Source organism: uncultured Methanofollis sp. (assembly GCF_937919355.1).
In the GTDB taxonomy this organism is placed as follows: Archaea; Halobacteriota; Methanomicrobia; order Methanomicrobiales; family Methanofollaceae; genus Methanofollis.
The window spans coordinates 1-15,604 of record NZ_CALFSA010000145.1; the positions used below are offsets into that span (position 1 = coordinate 1).

At 60.3% G+C, this 15,604-nt stretch carries 18 protein-coding genes; 10 read left to right on the plus strand and 8 right to left on the minus strand.

Annotated elements, in window-relative coordinates; all coding sequences use genetic code 11:
* The first annotated feature begins 367 nt into the window (after positions 1 to 367).
* Together Q0520_RS06960 and Q0520_RS06965 are read left to right on the plus strand one after the other, a co-directional pair.
* Positions 368 to 940, plus strand: a complete 573-nt coding sequence (locus tag Q0520_RS06960; RefSeq protein WP_298668046.1) for a hypothetical protein — start codon at positions 368 to 370, stop codon at positions 938 to 940.
* Positions 941 to 1,059: 119 nt separating this feature from the next.
* The gene (locus tag Q0520_RS06965; protein WP_298668048.1) at positions 1,060 to 1,614 is read left to right on the plus strand and encodes a CBS domain-containing protein; all 555 of its coding nucleotides are present in this window, start codon (positions 1,060 to 1,062) and stop codon (positions 1,612 to 1,614) included.
* Here Q0520_RS06965 and tpiA read toward each other — a convergent pair.
* The gene (gene tpiA, locus Q0520_RS06970) at positions 1,611 to 2,279 is read right to left on the minus strand and encodes a triose-phosphate isomerase (RefSeq protein ID WP_298668050.1); all 669 of its coding nucleotides are present in this window, start codon (positions 2,277 to 2,279) and stop codon (positions 1,611 to 1,613) included. The genes Q0520_RS06965 and tpiA overlap by 4 nt on opposite strands.
* On the minus strand, positions 2,280 to 2,762 hold the full coding sequence (locus Q0520_RS06975; protein ID WP_298668052.1) for a multiprotein bridging factor aMBF1: 483 nt from the start codon (positions 2,760 to 2,762) through the stop codon (positions 2,280 to 2,282).
* A 56-nt stretch (positions 2,763 to 2,818) separates the two neighbouring features.
* Between Q0520_RS06975 and Q0520_RS06980 the strand changes: the two genes are divergently transcribed.
* Entirely contained in the window at positions 2,819 to 4,057 is a 1,239-nt protein-coding gene (locus tag Q0520_RS06980; protein WP_298668054.1) for a proteasome-activating nucleotidase, read from the plus strand.
* Between the two features lie 102 nt (positions 4,058 to 4,159).
* Here Q0520_RS06980 and Q0520_RS06985 read toward each other — a convergent pair whose 3' ends face one another.
* From Q0520_RS06985 to Q0520_RS06995, 3 genes are read right to left on the minus strand one after another with little or no spacing between them, the layout of a single operon-like run.
* Positions 4,160 to 5,278: a helix-turn-helix domain-containing protein gene (locus Q0520_RS06985; protein ID WP_298668056.1), complete on the minus strand. Its 1,119-nt coding sequence runs from the start codon at positions 5,276 to 5,278 to the stop codon at positions 4,160 to 4,162.
* Positions 5,262 to 6,248: a homoserine dehydrogenase gene (locus Q0520_RS06990; RefSeq protein ID WP_298668138.1), complete on the minus strand. Its 987-nt coding sequence runs from the start codon at positions 6,246 to 6,248 to the stop codon at positions 5,262 to 5,264. Before Q0520_RS06990 ends, Q0520_RS06985 begins: the two co-directional genes overlap by 17 nt.
* Positions 6,248 to 6,739, minus strand: coding sequence for an amino acid-binding protein (locus tag Q0520_RS06995; RefSeq protein WP_298668057.1), 492 nt, complete (start codon positions 6,737 to 6,739; stop codon positions 6,248 to 6,250). Before Q0520_RS06995 ends, Q0520_RS06990 begins: the two co-directional genes overlap by 1 nt.
* A 425-nt stretch (positions 6,740 to 7,164) precedes the next feature.
* Between Q0520_RS06995 and Q0520_RS07000 the strand changes: the two genes are divergently transcribed.
* The 5 genes from Q0520_RS07000 (at position 7,165) to Q0520_RS07020 (ending at position 11,652) form a co-directional block, all read left to right on the plus strand.
* Entirely contained in the window at positions 7,165 to 8,286 is a 1,122-nt protein-coding gene (locus tag Q0520_RS07000) for a glycine betaine/L-proline ABC transporter ATP-binding protein (protein WP_342765246.1), read from the plus strand.
* Positions 8,283 to 9,131 carry a proline/glycine betaine ABC transporter permease gene (locus Q0520_RS07005; protein WP_298668062.1) on the plus strand — a complete coding sequence of 283 codons (849 nt, stop codon included), beginning with the start codon at positions 8,283 to 8,285 and terminating at the stop codon, positions 9,129 to 9,131. The genes Q0520_RS07000 and Q0520_RS07005 overlap by 4 nt, the downstream gene beginning before the upstream one ends.
* 25 nt (positions 9,132 to 9,156) lie before the next feature.
* Positions 9,157 to 10,044 (plus strand): glycine betaine ABC transporter substrate-binding protein, encoded by an 888-nt coding sequence (locus Q0520_RS07010; protein ID WP_298668064.1) that lies wholly within the window; start codon positions 9,157 to 9,159, stop codon positions 10,042 to 10,044.
* A 239-nt stretch (positions 10,045 to 10,283) separates the two neighbouring features.
* On the plus strand, positions 10,284 to 11,171 hold the full coding sequence (locus Q0520_RS07015) for a glycine betaine ABC transporter substrate-binding protein (RefSeq protein ID WP_298668067.1): 888 nt from the start codon (positions 10,284 to 10,286) through the stop codon (positions 11,169 to 11,171).
* Between the two features lie 25 nt (positions 11,172 to 11,196).
* Positions 11,197 to 11,652, plus strand: coding sequence for a hydrogenase maturation protease (locus Q0520_RS07020; protein ID WP_298668070.1), 456 nt, complete (start codon positions 11,197 to 11,199; stop codon positions 11,650 to 11,652).
* Between the two features lie 161 nt (positions 11,653 to 11,813).
* On the opposite strand, the gene Q0520_RS07025 is transcribed toward Q0520_RS07020, so the two are convergent.
* The 3 genes from Q0520_RS07025 to Q0520_RS07035 all read right to left on the minus strand — a co-directional run bounded on the left by Q0520_RS07025 (position 11,814) and on the right by Q0520_RS07035 (position 14,201).
* A complete protein-coding gene (locus Q0520_RS07025; RefSeq protein WP_298668072.1) occupies positions 11,814 to 12,524 on the minus strand; it encodes a DUF169 domain-containing protein in 711 nt (236 codons plus the stop codon).
* Between the two features lie 76 nt (positions 12,525 to 12,600).
* Entirely contained in the window at positions 12,601 to 13,419 is an 819-nt protein-coding gene (locus Q0520_RS07030) for an NAD(+)/NADH kinase (RefSeq protein WP_298668075.1), read from the minus strand.
* Positions 13,420 to 13,424: 5 nt separating this feature from the next.
* Positions 13,425 to 14,201 (minus strand): bifunctional fructose-bisphosphatase/inositol-phosphate phosphatase, encoded by a 777-nt coding sequence (locus tag Q0520_RS07035; RefSeq protein ID WP_298668077.1) that lies wholly within the window; start codon positions 14,199 to 14,201, stop codon positions 13,425 to 13,427.
* A gap of 67 nt (positions 14,202 to 14,268) precedes the next feature.
* On the opposite strand from Q0520_RS07035, the gene Q0520_RS07040 reads away from it, so the two are divergent.
* Positions 14,269 to 14,649, plus strand: a complete 381-nt coding sequence (locus Q0520_RS07040; RefSeq protein ID WP_298668141.1) for a translation initiation factor IF-5A — start codon at positions 14,269 to 14,271, stop codon at positions 14,647 to 14,649.
* 44 nt (positions 14,650 to 14,693) lie between these two features.
* Entirely contained in the window at positions 14,694 to 15,560 is an 867-nt protein-coding gene (gene speB, locus Q0520_RS07045; protein WP_298668079.1) for an agmatinase, read from the plus strand.
* Positions 15,561 to 15,604: the final 44 nt, after the last annotated feature.

Genomic DNA, 15,604 nt, shown 5'->3' on the forward strand with positions numbered 1-15,604 from the left:
GAACGTAGCGGCGGGAAACGATGAAACGGTGAATCCCTGCGGGTGCAAGCCAGAACAGGGCATACAGGCGCCTGGGCCTGCCCGGGTTTGGCGCGGAGTTGAATGCCGCACAGAACATAAGGGGGCTTACTCCTCCGACTCCACCTTTTGTATCTTCAACACCTCCAGCGCGAGCAATCGACGAAATCTGACTGCGCCCGTATTTTAACTGTGAAACTATCCTGAGCAGGAAACTGAAATCGAAAATATTTTATTTACCCGTGTATTTTATTATCTGGCAATTCATATGGCGTTATCAAAGAAAATAACCGGCTTTATGGCTATATTAGCATTACTGAGCCTTGTAATGGTCACAGGTTGCTTCACGATGAGTACCCACGCGACGGCAAACTCAGACGGATCGATCAGTGACTACCGCGTCGAACTCACGACAACATCGTTCGCCTACAACATCCTGAAACAGAACGCCAGAGACGAAGGATACACAAGTGTCAGGGACTATGTCCTGTCCAGGTCAGATGCCGGAACCCTGTCCTATGACGAAGTCTGGGACGGAGATACGGTGACGATGAATATCGCTGCCACAGAAAGAGTCGTACCCGACAGGTCAGACTGGACCCTTACAAAAGACGACGGTTTCCTCGTCTACAAGGACGGGAGATTCGCAGGTGCTGAGGAGATGAGCGAGTCAAGCAAGATCACCGATGCGATGCTCGGCAGTTGTTCCCTTCACTATTACCTGAAGATGCCCGGGAAGATCGTCGACTCCAATGCCAATACGGTCAAGGAGAAGACCGCCGAGTGGCATCTCACCGGGTCCGACGTCTTCACGACAACAATCTATGCAAAGAGCGAACTGCCCGCCTTTCCCCTCCCGGGTTTCGGTGCCGTCCTTGCAGTCCTCGCCCTCGGGTTTCTGGTGTGGAGACGAAACCCGTAACTTCCCTTTTTTGAGTGTATTATTAACTCTCCGGCCACAGGAGAGAACATCCGCACCGCCGATCAGACCAGGTCGAGCAATGCATATTTTTATCGGATGAAATAACCATGAGTAATACCATGTATATTCCCACCCCCGCGGAACTGAGGGCCAAGAGGATCATGCTCGGCCTCCGTCAGGCCGATGTCGCGAAAAGAGCCGGGATCTCCCAGTCCATGGTGGCAAGGATTGAGTCGGGCACCGTCGACCCACGCGTGAGCACTCTGAAAAAGATCATCCAGGTGCTGAAGGTGGCAGAAAACCCATCAATCACGGCAGGGTCAGTGATGCACGCCCCCGTGCATGCCGTCACCCCGGACGATGCAATCACGACCGCCGTTGCGATCATGGAGAAGGAAGACGTCTCCCAGTTGCCGGTGATCGAGAGCGGCGTACCCATCGGGTGCGTCTCCGAATCCGCGATCGTCAATACGATCGAGCAGATCGGGATCGCGCGGGCACATACACGAAAAGTGAAGGATTTTATGGAGTCGGGTTTCCCGACCGTACCCCCCGACGCTGATGTCGAGACAGTGGTCCACCTTCTCCAGCAGCACCACGCCGTCCTTGTCCTCGGTGGGGGAAAGGTTCAGGGCGTGATCACAAAGCACGACCTGATCACACTTATTGGTTAGATCAGGGAGACAAGATTTCGGAGGACTGCCGCGGGATCCTTCGCCTTCACGACCGAGGAAGCAAGGAGGACACCGTCGGTGCCGAGTTCAAGCGCAATTTTCACGCACTCACCCGTGCTGATCCCGGCGCCGGTGAGCACTTTCACCTTCGGGTTGACCTCCTGTACCGCTGCCACAGAACGCTCGATGATGCCCGGATCAGCCCTTGAGACAGAGACACCCGTCCCGATCAGTTCCGGCGGTTCGATTGCCACATAATCGGGGGCAAGGGCCGCTGCTGCGGCGGTCGTCGCCTCGTTGTTCGTGCAGATCACGGATTTAAGCCCGGCACTCCGTGCGGCAGAGAGACTGGCATCGATATCTGCAAGAGTGAGGCGCCTCTCCGAGTGGTTGATGAGTGTACCCGTCGCCCCGGCCGCCTTCACCTGCCCGGCAGTCACGTGGCCCGTATACGCACCGGGAGCGACGCCATCGACATGCTGGGCATAGACGGGGACGCTGAACCTGGACGCAATCGCCGCAAGATCGGTGAAGGCGGGAGCGACGCCGATCACGACGCCACTCTCCTCGCTGACCGTCTCGGCGGTGTCTGCTATTGCAACGGCACGCTCGCCCATGCCCTCCGCGTATGCCTTCAGGTTGACCAGGATCAAGGGTGTCGTCATTTATTCCCTCTTGATCTTGATGATGTCGCCGACAGTCGTCGCAAGCCTGTCTCCCTTCTGTCTCTTCACCTCCTCGTCCGAGACATCGAGGAGAGAGATGCCGAGCACCTTCTCGAGTTTGACCCGCACATCGTCCTCGGGGATGAGGTCGCCCTTCTCGATCTTCCGGATCAGGATCTCACGCTCCTTGATCTCATTGGCGAGGTCCTTCAGGGTCCAGTTCTTCGCCAGACGGGCACTTTTGATCCGTTCGCCAAAGTCCTCGACGACCTCGCCGACCATCAGGTCGAAGACATCACGTCCCCGGCGCTGGGGAGCGGCAGGTGCAGCAGCGGCGGCTTTCCTTTTCGGTTCGGCAGACCGTGGCTGTGCCACCTCCACCCCGAGAGTCGCACACTTCGGGCACACCTGCAGTACCGCACCTTCGATACGCACTCTTTTCGGGGCGCCCTTAATTATAGTCCCACATAATTCGCACTGCATACTACTCGCAAACACATTTAAGTCACTTTATACTATATACCTATTCGAGGAGGACAATGGGGGACAGCGGCTGTGATTCACCGGACCCGCAGAACAGCGAAGAACTCTGCAAGTACCTGCTCGAACGGATCTCTAACCTGGAGAACCGCAACCTGGAACTCAGGGAGCGGATGCGCCAGATGGAGTCCGAAAAGAGGTACGTGGAGACGCAGAAGATCCGCTACGAGCGGGAAATGCGGAAATTACGGAGCGAGATCGAACAACTCAGAAGTCCGCCTCTTGTCGTCGGGGAGATCCTCGACATCATCGACAACAACCGTGTCGTGGTGAGGAGCAGTGCAGGTCCGAGGTTTCTTGTCCGGGTATCCCAGTTCATTGACCCGAAGGATCTCAAGTCAGGGAGCAGGTGCACACTCAACCAGCAGTCCCTTGCCCTGATCGAGGTGCTCCCGAACACCTATGACCCGCAGGTCTATGGAATGGAACTGGAAGACCGGCCCGACGAGTGCTACTCCGATATCGGCGGGCTGGAGCCACAGATACAGGAAGTGAAGGAAGCGGTCGAACTTCCGCTCACGAAGCCCCAGCTCTTCGAGAAGGTGGGTATCACCCCACCGAAGGGTGTCCTGCTCTATGGGCCGCCGGGAACAGGCAAGACATTACTCGCTCGTGCCGTCGCCCACGAGACAAACGCCCACTTCCTTCATGTCGTCGGTTCAGAACTTGTACAGAAGTACATCGGCGAGGGAGCACGTCTTGTGCGGGAACTCTTTGACCTCGCGCGCGAGAAGGCGCCGACAATCCTCTTCATCGACGAGATCGACGCCGTCGGGACGCACCGCACCGAGTCTGTCACATCGGGGGACCGCGAGGTCCAGCGGACCCTGATGCAGTTATTGGCAGGGATGGACGGCTTTGAAGCACGGGGCGACGTGAAGATCATCGGGGCGACGAACAGGATCGACATCCTGGATCCTGCCCTCCTCAGGCCGGGCCGTTTCGACCGGATCATCGAGATCCCGCTCCCCGACATCGAGGGGCGCCTCTCGATCATGAAGATCCACACAAAGGGCATGAACCTGGCGAAGGATGTCGACCTCACCAGGATCGCCTGCCAGACCGAGGGAAGGAACGGCGCCGACCTCCGTGCCATCTGCATGGAGGCCGGGATGTTTGCGATCAGGGATGAACGGACCGTCGTCACCAACGATGACTTCGGGCAGGCGCTCCAGAAGGTCATGGCCGACTTCGAACGCCAGCCCCTGAAGAATACGGTCGGCGAGATGTTCGCCTGAAGACCACTTTTTTTCTTTCTCTCCACGCTTCCAGGATATTCTGTTGCAAGAAAAATCGTGGATGTATCTGTCTGGTCTCCCAACAATAATACAGGATATCTCTCAAGGTATCGGGTTGACAGGCGCAAACGGGTCGAGGAGCACCCTGTTCGGGAGGCCCCGCAGGGCCACCGCAGCGAGGGCCCCGATCACGCCGCGGCCTCCGCAGACCTGAACGCCGTTCCGGGCGGCGACCTCCCGCGCCTCCTCGACGGTGACCACCTCTGTCCTCGCACGGGCGCCGAAGGCCCGCAAGCCGGGGAGGGGGCAGAACCCGTGCCGCAGGGCGATCCCCCACTCGGGGGAGAGGGCCTCGGCGGCGACGAAGCGGCGGGCCCTCTCCGCTATCCCGGGGCATGCGGCCGGGTCAGCCGCAAGTTCGATATAACTGCACGAGTTGCCCGCCGTCCTCTCGGGCAGGTCGGGCTTGAGCATGGCCACACTGTGGCCGATCGGGATCACGCCGTCCAAGGTGCTGAGGTGCTGGAGGAGAGCGAGAGCCAGGGCAAAGGTCGCCCCGCCCTCGGCAGTGTCGGTGTCGTCGACGCCGATCCCGACCATGACAAGGGCCCGCGTCCGCACCTCGCCCTCGACGATCCCGCCGCTGACCTTTCTGGTCTCGACCGAACAGACCCCCTCGGCCTCGGCCATCTGGTCGGTGAGGGAGTAGGCCGGACCCCCTGTGCACCGGATCTTCTGCACGATCTCATCACCCTCCCGCCTGATCCCGACCACGCCAACGGCAGGCCGCGGCGGGAGACCGATCTCCACCTCGCGCTCGGTGAGAGTACCACACTCCCGGAGGAGAGTGCCGTCCCTCTGCACGTGGACGAGCGCCCCGCCTGCCAGACCATGGTGATACTCGCAGAAGGCGGCGCACCCGCTGCTCAGGCACTCATGGTAGCACTCCACACGGTCGCCATCGACGGTTGTAAAGATCCGCCGGCACGCACTCGCAGGCAGGGCCGAGGCAACGGCATAGGTGGCAGGGTGCCGCCCCCGTCTCTCCTCCTTCTGGACGATGCACCCCTCGTCCAGGAGACGGTTCACCCAGTCCTGCACCGTGCTCCGCGGCAGTGCGCTCCCCACCGCGATCTCCTGCACCGTGAAATGCCCTTTTTCGAGAGTCGAACTCCTCATAACGGCGAGAATGTCCCGCCTCTTCTCAATGACCCGTGACATGACAGTTCTTGATGAAGAGCAGGTCGCCGATGACGGCGCTCGCCGTCTCCACCGACCCCGCCCCTTTCCCGACCTCTGTGATCGCCCCGGCCATGTCGGTGACGACCGTCACGGCGTTCAGGGTGTCGCGGACGACAAGGGGGTGTTTCTTCGGGAGGATACGGGGCGAGACCCGCAACAGTCCCTTCTCCGGCACCACCTCGCCGATGAGCCTGATGGTGCAGTTCTGGCGCCCGGCAAGGGTCAGCGCCTCCGCGGTCAGGAGGTCGATGCCCGTGCACTCGACGTCCTTCAGGGTGACGCCGTTGTTCCAGACCGTATTGGCGAGTATGACCAGTTTGAGGGCGGCATCTATCCCCTTCACGTCGAAGGTGGGGTCGGCCTCGGCATAGCCAAGTTCCCGCGCCTCTGCAAGCGCCTGCTCGTAGGTGAGGCCCTCGTCAGCCATTCTGGTGAGGATATAGTTGCAGGTCCCGTTCATGACGCCATAGATGGCATGAACGGTGTTGCCGGCAAGACCGTGCTGGAGTGTCTGGATGATCGGGATCGCCCCGCAGACCGTCGCCTCGTACCTCAACTGCACGCCGTGCTCCTCTGCAAGGGCCGTCAGGTCCCTGAAGTGGAGGGCCATCGGCCCCTTGTTCGAGGTGACCACGTGTTTGCCCATCGAGAGGGCCGTCCTGATATGGGTGAGAGCAGGCTCGGCGGTCTTCACGTCTGTCGGTGTCACCTCGACGAGGACGTCGTACTCGCCCCCCTCCACGACCGCCCGTGCAGTCACGGCGGGATCGCCGCAGAGACCGGTCTTTGCCTTCTTCTCAAGCACCGCGGCGACGTCGAGGCCCGCAGGGTCGCAGGCCCCGCTCTTCGAGTCGGCGATGCCGGTGATGGTGATGCCGAGGCCCTTCTTTGCGAGCATCGAGGCGACGCCCCGCCCGACAGACCCCAGGCCGAGGATGGCGACCCGCATCATGCCACCTCCTCCAGAGGTTCGACAAGGAGAAGGTCTTTCTTCTTCGCCACCGCACGGAGGACCTTCATCGCCTCGTCCATATGCGCCCGGTTTGTCGCAGAGATGGTGAAAAGGGCCGACGACCTCTGGGCGATCCCCGGCATCGTCAGATGCATCTCGACGACCTCGGCGTAGCCTGTCCGGTCGATCTGACTGACCGTGTCGGAGAGGTCGGTGTGCATCAGGTGTCCGATCATGATGACGCTCCTCTTCAGGAGGAGACGCTCCTCTCCGAGCCTGAGGATGGTCACCCCCGCCGCCTTGAGAGCGGCGATCAGGCCGTCAAGCCGTTCTTCGGGGATGTCAAGGACGACCTGGACAATCCTGGTCTTCGGCCGCAGTGTCGGGTCCCACTCGTGGATCACTGCCATGATATTACCGCCGACATCGGAGATCGGCTTGAGGGCGGCAACCAGCTGGCCGGGAGCATCCTTCACTTCGATTTTCATGGATACCTGCACCAAACCACCGGAGTAATATTCTCGCGCCGGAAAGATAAGCCTTTTATTCCGATCGCCAGGGACAAAACCTGCCCTTTCCTTCACCCGTGACATAACAAATGGAAAAATATATTTATGATATGACCGCAAAAGTATGACCGGCCAGCACAATCAGCCCCTGCTTACCGCAAGAGTGCAAGTTCCGTCTTGTTTTGGGCGTATTCTCGCGTTCAACATTGACTCTAGCGGGGTTTGGCAGGACTGCCGGGCGTGTCGGATAATCAGATATGTCCCTGCCCATACAGGGTTTTGAAGACCGCATAGCGGAGGCTTTCATGAATAAGGAGATGATAAAACCCAAAATAATCATACGATCGTTATACAAGATTTTTGGAAAACATCCCGGGGAGGCAGTCCCCCTCATTCGCGAGGGCGTGTCAAAAAAGGAGGTCCAGGAAAGGACAGGACAGACTGTCGGTCTCCGTGATGTCTCTTTCTCTATAGAGGAAGGAGAGATCTTCGTGATCATGGGCCTCTCGGGTTCAGGCAAATCTACTCTTCTCCGGTGTATCAACCGTTTGATCGAACCGACACACGGAGAGGTCCTCATCGACGGGACCGACCTCGCCTCTCTCGACGAAGACGGTCTCAGGGAGGTGAGGCGGAAGAAACTGGGCATGGTCTTCCAGAACTTCGCCCTCCTCCCCCACCGGAACGTCATCGAGAACGTCGCCTTCGGACTGGAAGTCCAGGGGATGCCCGAGGACGAACGGCTTGAAAAGGCGCGGCAGACCATCAGAATGGTCGGGCTTGCCGGTTACGAGGGGAGCATGCCTGACGCCCTCTCCGGCGGCATGAAGCAGCGTGTCGGCCTCGCCCGCGCCCTTGCAAGCGACCCCGACGTCCTCCTGATGGACGAGGCCTTCAGCGCCCTCGACCCCATCATACGGACAGAGATGCAGGACGAACTCCTCGACCTCCAGAACGACCTCGCAAAGACGATCGTCTTCGTCACCCACGACCTCGACGAGGCCCTCAAACTGGGGAACAGGATCGCCCTCATGAAGGACGGCGCCGTCGTACAGGTCGGCACGCCCGAGGAGATCCTCACGGCGCCGGCCGACGAGTATGTGGCCAGTTTTGTTGCCGGCGTCGACATGACGAAGGTGCTCACGGCTGAGGGCGTCATGAAGTCCCCCGACCCGGTGCTCCCGATATTTTCCGGTCCCCGCGTGGCCCTGAAACTGATGAACGAGCACGGCATCTCGACCATCTTTGCGGTCGGGAAGGGGAAAGTCCTGAGAGGTCTGGTGACCGCCGAGGACGCCGTCGCTGCGGCACGGGCGAAGATGACAAACATCGAGGATATCCTGATCACCGACACACCTGTCACGAGTCCCGACACGCCGGTCCGTGACCTGATGGGCCTCGTGGCCACGACTCAATACCCCGTCGCGGTCGTCGACGGGTGCCACCGCCTCAGGGGGGTCATTGTCAGAGGTTCGCTCCTCGGCGCTCTGGCCATCAACGGGAATAACGACGAGGAGTGTGCATGAACTCCTTTGAACTCCCGAAGATCCCCCTCGGCGATCTGGTCGAGGCCTTCGTCGAGTGGTTCGAGGTCACCTTTGCCGTCGCCCTGGACGGGATCAGCGAAGGTCTGGACTGGTTCATCGACGGGATGAGAACCCTCCTCCTTGTCCTGCCGACACCGGTCTTCATCGTCCTGGCGTCGGTGCTCATCTGGGTCGTCACGAAACGCGACACCAGACTCGCCGCCTGCTCGGCGATCGGCCTCTTCCTCATCTGGGACCTGCACCTCTGGTCTCTGGCAATGGAGACCCTTGCACTGGTCCTGACCGCCACTCTCTTTGCGCTCATCATCGGGATACCGACAGGTATTCTCGCGGCGCGTTCAGGGACGGCACACAAACTGGTCAGGCCTGTCCTCGACTTCATGCAGACAATGCCGGCCTTCGTCTACCTCATCCCGGCGGTGGTCTTCTTCGGTCTCGGCAACGTGCCGGGCATGATCGCCACTGTCGTCTTTGCGATGCCGCCGGTGGTCAGGCTCACCGTCCTTGGCATCAGGCAGGTGCCCGTCGAACTGACAGAACTCGCCGACGCCTTCGGCACCACCGAGAGACAGAAACTGGTCAAGGTCCAGTTGCCTGTCGCCATGCCGACGATCATGGCCGGCATCAACCAGTGTATCATGATGGCCCTCTCGATGGTGGTGATCGCCGCCATGATCGGGGCGCAGGGCCTCGGGTACACCGTGCTGGAGGGCATCCAGCGCCTGGATATCGGCCTTGGCTTTGAGGGCGGCCTTGCAATCGTGATCATCGCGATCATCCTCGACCGGGTGACCCAGAGCCTGGCGCCCGGACACAACGAATGACGAATAAAAAAATTCTTGATGAGACATGAAACAGAATAAAAAGTTTGGATTCATCCTCGCCGGCCTCACCCTCCTGGCCGTCGCATTCGTCCTCTGCGCCGGGTGCACCGGGGACGGAGGAGCACAGTCGCCTGAACAGAAGTCGATCTCCATCGGTTACGTCCTCTGGGACTCAGAGATCGCAAGCACCAATGTGCTCAAGCAGGTCTTCGAGAAAGCAGGCTATGACGTCACCATAACCGCCGTCGACGCCGCACCCCTCTATCAGGCGGTCGCCAGCGGCGACGTGGACTGCACCGTCTCGGCCTGGCTCCCCAGGACACAGAAGGCCTACATGGACGAGTTCGGCGACAGCCTTGACCTTGTCGGCAAGAACCTCGAAGGTGCCAGGATAGGCCTCGTCGTCCCGACCTACGTGACCATCGACTCCATCGAGGAGATGAACGGCGTGAAGGAGAAGTTCGAAGGGGAGATCGTCGGCATCGACGCGGGTGCCGGGGTCATGAAGACGACAGACGAGGCGATCGAGGCATATGGTCTCGAGTACGATCTCATCTCCAGTTCAGGCGCCGGCATGACTGCAGCCCTGAAAAAGGCCGTCGGCAGGGAGGAATGGATCGTTGTCACCGGCTGGACCCCCCACTGGAAGTTCGCACGCTGGGACCTGAAGTACCTCGAAGACCCGAAGGGTGTCTATGGCGGTGACGAGTATATCGGCACGCTTGCCCGGACAGGACTTGCACAGGACGACCCCGAAGCGTACGCAATCCTGAAGCGTTTCCACTGGACGCCTGACGACATGGCATCGGTGATGCTCGACATCGAGGACGGCACGTCCCACGAGGACGCCGCAAAGAAGTGGATCGACGCCCATCCCGACCAGGTCAATGCCTGGCTCGGCAGCAAGGCATAATAAGAGATACATCCATTCTATTTTTTGGGTAAAAGTCCGGGTCATCGCCGTACTCTGTCAACCTTTGTCTGAAAGAACGACATCGGACACAATAGCCAGCATCCAGCATCTTTCTTGTTGAAACGCCAGAGGGTAACCGGATCAAGAGTGCGGCCACCGTTCCGCACTCCCGGTCAGACCCGGGACTTTAGCCTGGACATTACTGCACGAGAGAGATCCTGCAGTTGTGTGTGATTAGAATGGAAAACATCAAAAATCTTGTATATCTCTGTATTGGTTTCCTTGTCGTTGCATCCGTCCTCGTTGCCGGGTGCACCGGGGACGGAGGCACACAGTCACCTGAACAGAAGTCGATCTCCATCGGCTATGTCCTCTGGGACTCGGAGATCGCAAGCACCAACGTGATCAAGCAGGTCTTCGAGAAAGCGGGGTATGACGTCGCCATCACCGCCGTCGACACCGCCCCTCTCTTTGAAGGACTGGCACAGGGAAGTGTCGACTGCTCGGTCTCGGGTTGGCTCCCGGTGACGCAGAAGGTGTACTGGGAGAAGTATCAGGACCGGATCGACCTGGTCGGTAAAAACCTTGAGGGCGGGGCTCTCATCGGCCTTGTCGTCCCGGCGTATGTGACCATCGACGCGGTGGACGATCTCAATGACCCGGTTGTCAAAGAAAAGTTCGGCGGGAAGATCTACGGGATCGATCCCGGTTCGGGGACCATGCATACGGCCGAGAAACTGATCGAAGAATATGGTCTGGACTATGAACTGGTTCCCAGTTCCAATGCCGGGATGGTCAGTGTCCTGAAGAGAGGGATAGACCGCAACGAGTGGGTCGTGGTCGTCGGGTGGACTCCGCACTGGAAGTTCGCACGCTGGGACCTGAAGTTCCTGGACGAACCCCTGGACGTCTTCGGGAAGAATGAATATATCGCCACGTATGCGCGTCAGGGCCTGGCTGAAGACGATCCCGGGGCCTATGGGATCCTGAAACGTTTTCACTGGACGTCTGAGGATATGAACAGCGTGATGCTTGACATCGAAGACGGCATGGACCCTGAAGATGCGGCGGCAAAATGGATCGACGCCCACCCCGACCAGGTCAATGCATGGCTCGGGAAGGCATAATACTCCAGAGCCCCTCTTTTTTCTGATGAAGGTCAGGGTCATCGCCTGCGGCAACCCCTATATGGGCAATGACGGCGTCGGCCACGCCGTGATGGAAGCGCTCTCCGCACAATATCCGGGACTCGACATCGTCGACGGGGGACTCGGCGGCTTCGGGCTCATCCCTCTTATGGAAGACTGCGACCGCGTTGTCATCGTCGACGCGATGACCGGCATGGGCACGCCCGGCGAGGTGCGGGTCTTCCACGAGGTCCCGCCGTCCACGGTCTTCCCGATGTCCCTCCACGACTTCGGGATCGCCGAGACGCTCGCCCTCGCCCGTGAAGTGGGGGTCACGGCCGAAGTCGTCATCGTCGGAGTCGAGGGCGGCGAGATCGAGGCCTTCTCCGACGAGATGACCCCGGAGGTGCAGGCCGCGGTCCCGGCCGCCTGCGACGCGGTGATACGGGCGGTGCGGGAAGGGGATATGGGCGGAGAGTGAATCGTATCCCGGATAGGATTCCCCGGCACCGATCCACACCCTATCCTGTCTTGCAGTGGCGGTGGCGGCGGTCGGGATTCAATGAGTCCTTCACCCCGGGCCAGCACCGCTCCTATACCTCGAGTCATCCCTTGAGAACCAGAAATAGAGAAAAAAAGTTTTCAGATCGATCCCGGTGCGCCGGTGACGACCGGGAGCGCCGCGACGATCTCGGGGAGCACCTCGACCGGAATGCCCATGACCATCTCACCGTCGGCAATGCCGGAGAACTTCCGCGACCCGTCGCAGCCCAGGGAGAAGTTCACCTTCCCGTTGAGATAGGTCTGGGCGGTCGTGTCGGCGCAGACCGACTGGATGCCGGCGAAGTTGGCATCGACCCTGCCGCCGAGTTTGTAGAGGACGCTCTGCGCCAGTTTGAGCATCGCCCGCGGCTCTGCAACGATGAGCACGACCGTCGGCGTGAAGGGCGTCTTTTCGAGCGGTGCGTACATCGTCGCGTAGGTCTGTCCGGACTCCACGTGCGGGATGCGGTCGATCGTCCGCTTGCATGCCGCCCAGGTGTCGAACTTGCCGAGTTTGAAGTAAAACTCACCCGACTTCAGACTCGGCGTGATCGCCTTCAGGCCGAGGGCCCAGGCCCCGCCCTGGCAGGCGTGCTTCTCCGCGGTGGCGTAGAAGGCCCTCCCATCAGCCCTGGCCATGCTGACCATCTGGCAGTGGCGGGTGGACTCAGGGAGTGCCTCCATCCCGACGGGGACCTGTTCCTTCGACTGCACGAAGCCGACGGCCACCGGCGAACCCGAGAGGTTGAGATATTTCTTCAGGGCCTCGGCAGCAGCCGCATAATCAATCTTCGTCCGTATGTCACTCATTTTTGTTCCTCCTGTAGTCTACTCCTCTCCCCCATGCACGATAAAAATGTGCATTTCAGCATATATGTGACGACGATTATAAATTGCGGAGTTTCTCGCGCACCTTCAGGAAGAAGTTCTTCCCGGCATCGATGAAGATTGCCGACGCATCGGCCCTCTTCACCGCAATGTCGACGCCGTCCAGGAGGGTCGTGCTCCCCCTGCCGTCGAAGACGAGCTGGGCCGGTTTGTCGCTCTCAAGCCTGATCTTCAGATCCCTGCTGCTCTCGATGAAGTGGGGCCGTGAGGAGAGCATGTAGGGGGCGAGAGGGACGAGGAGGAAGCCGTCGAACTTCGGGTCGACGATGGGCCCGCCGCCGCTCATTGCGTAGGCCGTCGAACCGGTCGGCGTGGCAATGACCAGGCCGTCGGCCCTGAACTCCTCGACCTCGATGCCGTCGATGATGATGGTGAACCGCAGCATCTTTGCAGGGCGTTCGGTGACGATCACCGCCTCGTTGAGGGCCTCGCCGAGGTGTTCGCCCCCGGCGTTGAGAGAGATGCGCATGCGCATCTCAAGTCTCATCTTCCTCTGCAGGTCCCTGAAGAATGCAGGCGCCTCGGCGGCTTCGAGGTCGGCGAGGAACCCCACATGCCCTTTATTGATCCCGATGATCGGGATCTGCCTCTTCATCCTCCTGACGGCAAGGAGGACAGTGCCGTCTCCGCCGATGGCGACGACGATGTCGGCGTCGGTCTCGTCGAGCCACTCCCCTTCTCCGGCCCGACCGAGGGCGATGGCCGTGCTCCCTTCCAGGGCCACATGGTAGCCGTACGAGAGGAGGAGCCTCTCCATCTCCGTGGTATAGGCAAGCACTTCGGGTATGTCGATACGGGATATAAGGATGGCCTTCACGTCTGTTACCTCAGGTATTCGATGATCTTGTTGTGGAGGACGCCGTTCGTGGCCACAAGGCACCTGCCCATACTCACCTCGTCGGGGAAAGCGGCAGAGTCGCCTTCAAGCCCGGTCACCGTTCCCCCGGCCTCCTCACAGAGGACGATCCCCGCGGCGGCGTCGGTGATACGGAGGGTGTTCCTGACGTCCACGAAACCGTCGAGCCTGCCGGCGGCGACATAGGCGAGTTCGAGGGACGAGGCGCCGAGCAACCGCCACCGCCGCACCTTCTGCCCGAGCCTGAGCACCGAGGAGGGGTCGAACTTCCGCCCGTAGACCGAGAGGGCGCTGTCCTCCAGCAGGGACGTCTTCGAGACATGGATGGGTGTCCCGTCGAGGAAGGCCCCTTTCCCCCTCTCCGCCGTGAAAGTCTCGCGAGTGCAGAGGTCCCTGATAAATCCCTCTTTCAGGACACCGTCCTCGCCGTAGGCAATGGAGATGGTGTAGAAAGGGATGCCGTGGACTGCATTGTAGGTGCCGTCGATGGGGTCGAGGTAGACCGTACCCTTCTCCCCGCCGACGTCGACGCACCCGGCCTCCTCGGAGATGAGGCGGCGGCAGAAGGGATTGTCCTTGAGAGCGGCGATAACGCACTCCTCCGCAGCCTGATCTATCAGTTCAGTCGGGGTGCCGTCTGCGCCCATCTGGATATACCTTCCGCCCTCGGGCCTGCCGGCCAGATCGCGGGTGGCATCCTCGACTATCCCGGCCAGATTTTCGCACCACCTAATGAAGTCCATGCAAACTCACGTGCGTTGTATTTATCTATGGCCGTCATGATAAATTACTACTGCGAGCGTGAACTCGATGAAGGAACAGACTGAAACTGGTAAGTTAAAGGAAGGCCGCTATGTTGTGGTCGATGATGAGCCCTGCAAGATCCTCGGGATTGCCACCTCAAAGCCCGGCAAGCACGGCGCGGCCAAGGCCCGTATCGATGTCGTCGGTATCTTTGACGGCCAGAAGCGCTCGATCGTCCAGCCGGTCTCGGCAAAGGTGTATGTGCCTGTTGTCGAGCGGAAGGTCGGACAGGTGATCTCCGTCACGGGCACCACTGTCCAGTTGATGGACGTGAAGGACTTCTCCATGTTCGAGATCGAGGTCCCCGAGGACAAGGTCGCCGGGATGGAAGCCGGGAAGGAAGTCCCGTACATCGAGGCACTCGGGAAGAAGAAGCTGGACCTCTGAGCACCTCGGCCGTCGGGCCGGAGTGGTGCTCAGGAGGAGCATGCATGGAAGTCTTCCTCAATACTCTTTTTGCCGACGCCGAAGCGGAGTATACCGACGCCGGTTATGTGATATTCGGGGCGCCGTATGACGGTACATCCTCATACCGGGCAGGGTCCCGCGACGCACCCGGCGCAATAAGGGCCATCTCGTACAACTTCGAGACCTATATCCCTGTGCCGGGCGTCGACCTTGTGGACGTCCCTGTCTGCGACCTCGGCGACCTTGAGGTGCTCTCTCTCCCTGACCTCGTCGTGGATCAGGTGAGGGAGACGGCCGCCATGATCGTGCAGGACGGCAAGGTGCCGATACTGATCGGCGGCGAGCACACGGTGACGCCGGGTGCGGTCGAGGCTGTGAAGCCCGCATGCTATGTCGTCTGCGACGCCCACCTCGACCTCAGGGACGAGTTCGGCGGGACGAAGTGGAACCATGCCTGCGCAACGCGGCGGGTGATGGACCTCGGTGTGGAGGACATCTTCATCATCGGGGCACGGAGCGGGCCTGCGGAAGAGTTCGAGCTCGTCGGGGAGTCAGAGAGGCTCCATATGTATACGGCCGACGATGTCGCGGAGCGGGGCATTGCGGCAGTGATCGCCGAGATCAAGGAGATCATCGGCGACCGGAGCCTGTACCTCTCCATCGACGCGGATGCGGTCGACTGCTGTCTCACTCCAGGTCTCGGGACGCCCGAACCTTTCGGGATCACGCCCCGCGACCTCAGGAGCGTGGTGCGGGCCTTTGCGGCGCGGGCGTCGGGCTTCGACTATGTCGAGGTCTGCCCGATCGACGCGGGCCAGACCGCGGCGGTGGCGGCAAAACTGATCAGGGAGTTCATCGCCTGGCACGAGGCCGGGACTGAGGGGCTCTGAGGCCCCTCTTTTTTATCTTTCTTCTTCACTTCTCAGAGATCGGT

Bases quoted from the DNA above. Each gene is read 5' to 3' on its own strand.
- tpiA (WP_298668050.1), bottom strand. From the start codon at position 2,279: ATGACGACACCCTTGATCCTGGTCAACCTGAAGGCATACGCGGAGGGC.
- Q0520_RS07015 (WP_298668067.1), top strand. From the start codon at position 10,284: ATGGAAAACATCAAAAATCTTGTATATCTCTGTATTGGTTTCCTTGTC.
- Q0520_RS06960 (WP_298668046.1), top strand. From the start codon at position 368: ATGAGTACCCACGCGACGGCAAACTCAGACGGATCGATCAGTGACTAC.
- Q0520_RS07025 (WP_298668072.1), bottom strand. From the start codon at position 12,524: ATGAGTGACATACGGACGAAGATTGATTATGCGGCTGCTGCCGAGGCC.
- Q0520_RS06995 (WP_298668057.1), bottom strand. From the start codon at position 6,739: ATGAAAATCGAAGTGAAGGATGCTCCCGGCCAGCTGGTTGCCGCCCTC.
- Q0520_RS06975 (WP_298668052.1), bottom strand. From the start codon at position 2,762: ATGCAGTGCGAATTATGTGGGACTATAATTAAGGGCGCCCCGAAAAGA.
- Q0520_RS07005 (WP_298668062.1), top strand. From the start codon at position 8,283: ATGAACTCCTTTGAACTCCCGAAGATCCCCCTCGGCGATCTGGTCGAG.
- Q0520_RS06990 (WP_298668138.1), bottom strand. From the start codon at position 6,248: ATGCGGGTCGCCATCCTCGGCCTGGGGTCTGTCGGGCGGGGCGTCGCC.
- Q0520_RS06985 (WP_298668056.1), bottom strand. From the start codon at position 5,278: ATGTCACGGGTCATTGAGAAGAGGCGGGACATTCTCGCCGTTATGAGG.
- Q0520_RS06965 (WP_298668048.1), top strand. From the start codon at position 1,060: ATGTATATTCCCACCCCCGCGGAACTGAGGGCCAAGAGGATCATGCTC.
- Q0520_RS07010 (WP_298668064.1), top strand. From the start codon at position 9,157: ATGAAACAGAATAAAAAGTTTGGATTCATCCTCGCCGGCCTCACCCTC.
- Q0520_RS06980 (WP_298668054.1), top strand. From the start codon at position 2,819: ATGGGGGACAGCGGCTGTGATTCACCGGACCCGCAGAACAGCGAAGAA.
- Q0520_RS07020 (WP_298668070.1), top strand. From the start codon at position 11,197: ATGAAGGTCAGGGTCATCGCCTGCGGCAACCCCTATATGGGCAATGAC.
- Q0520_RS07035 (WP_298668077.1), bottom strand. From the start codon at position 14,201: ATGGACTTCATTAGGTGGTGCGAAAATCTGGCCGGGATAGTCGAGGAT.
- Q0520_RS07040 (WP_298668141.1), top strand. From the start codon at position 14,269: ATGAAGGAACAGACTGAAACTGGTAAGTTAAAGGAAGGCCGCTATGTT.
- speB (WP_298668079.1), top strand. From the start codon at position 14,694: ATGGAAGTCTTCCTCAATACTCTTTTTGCCGACGCCGAAGCGGAGTAT.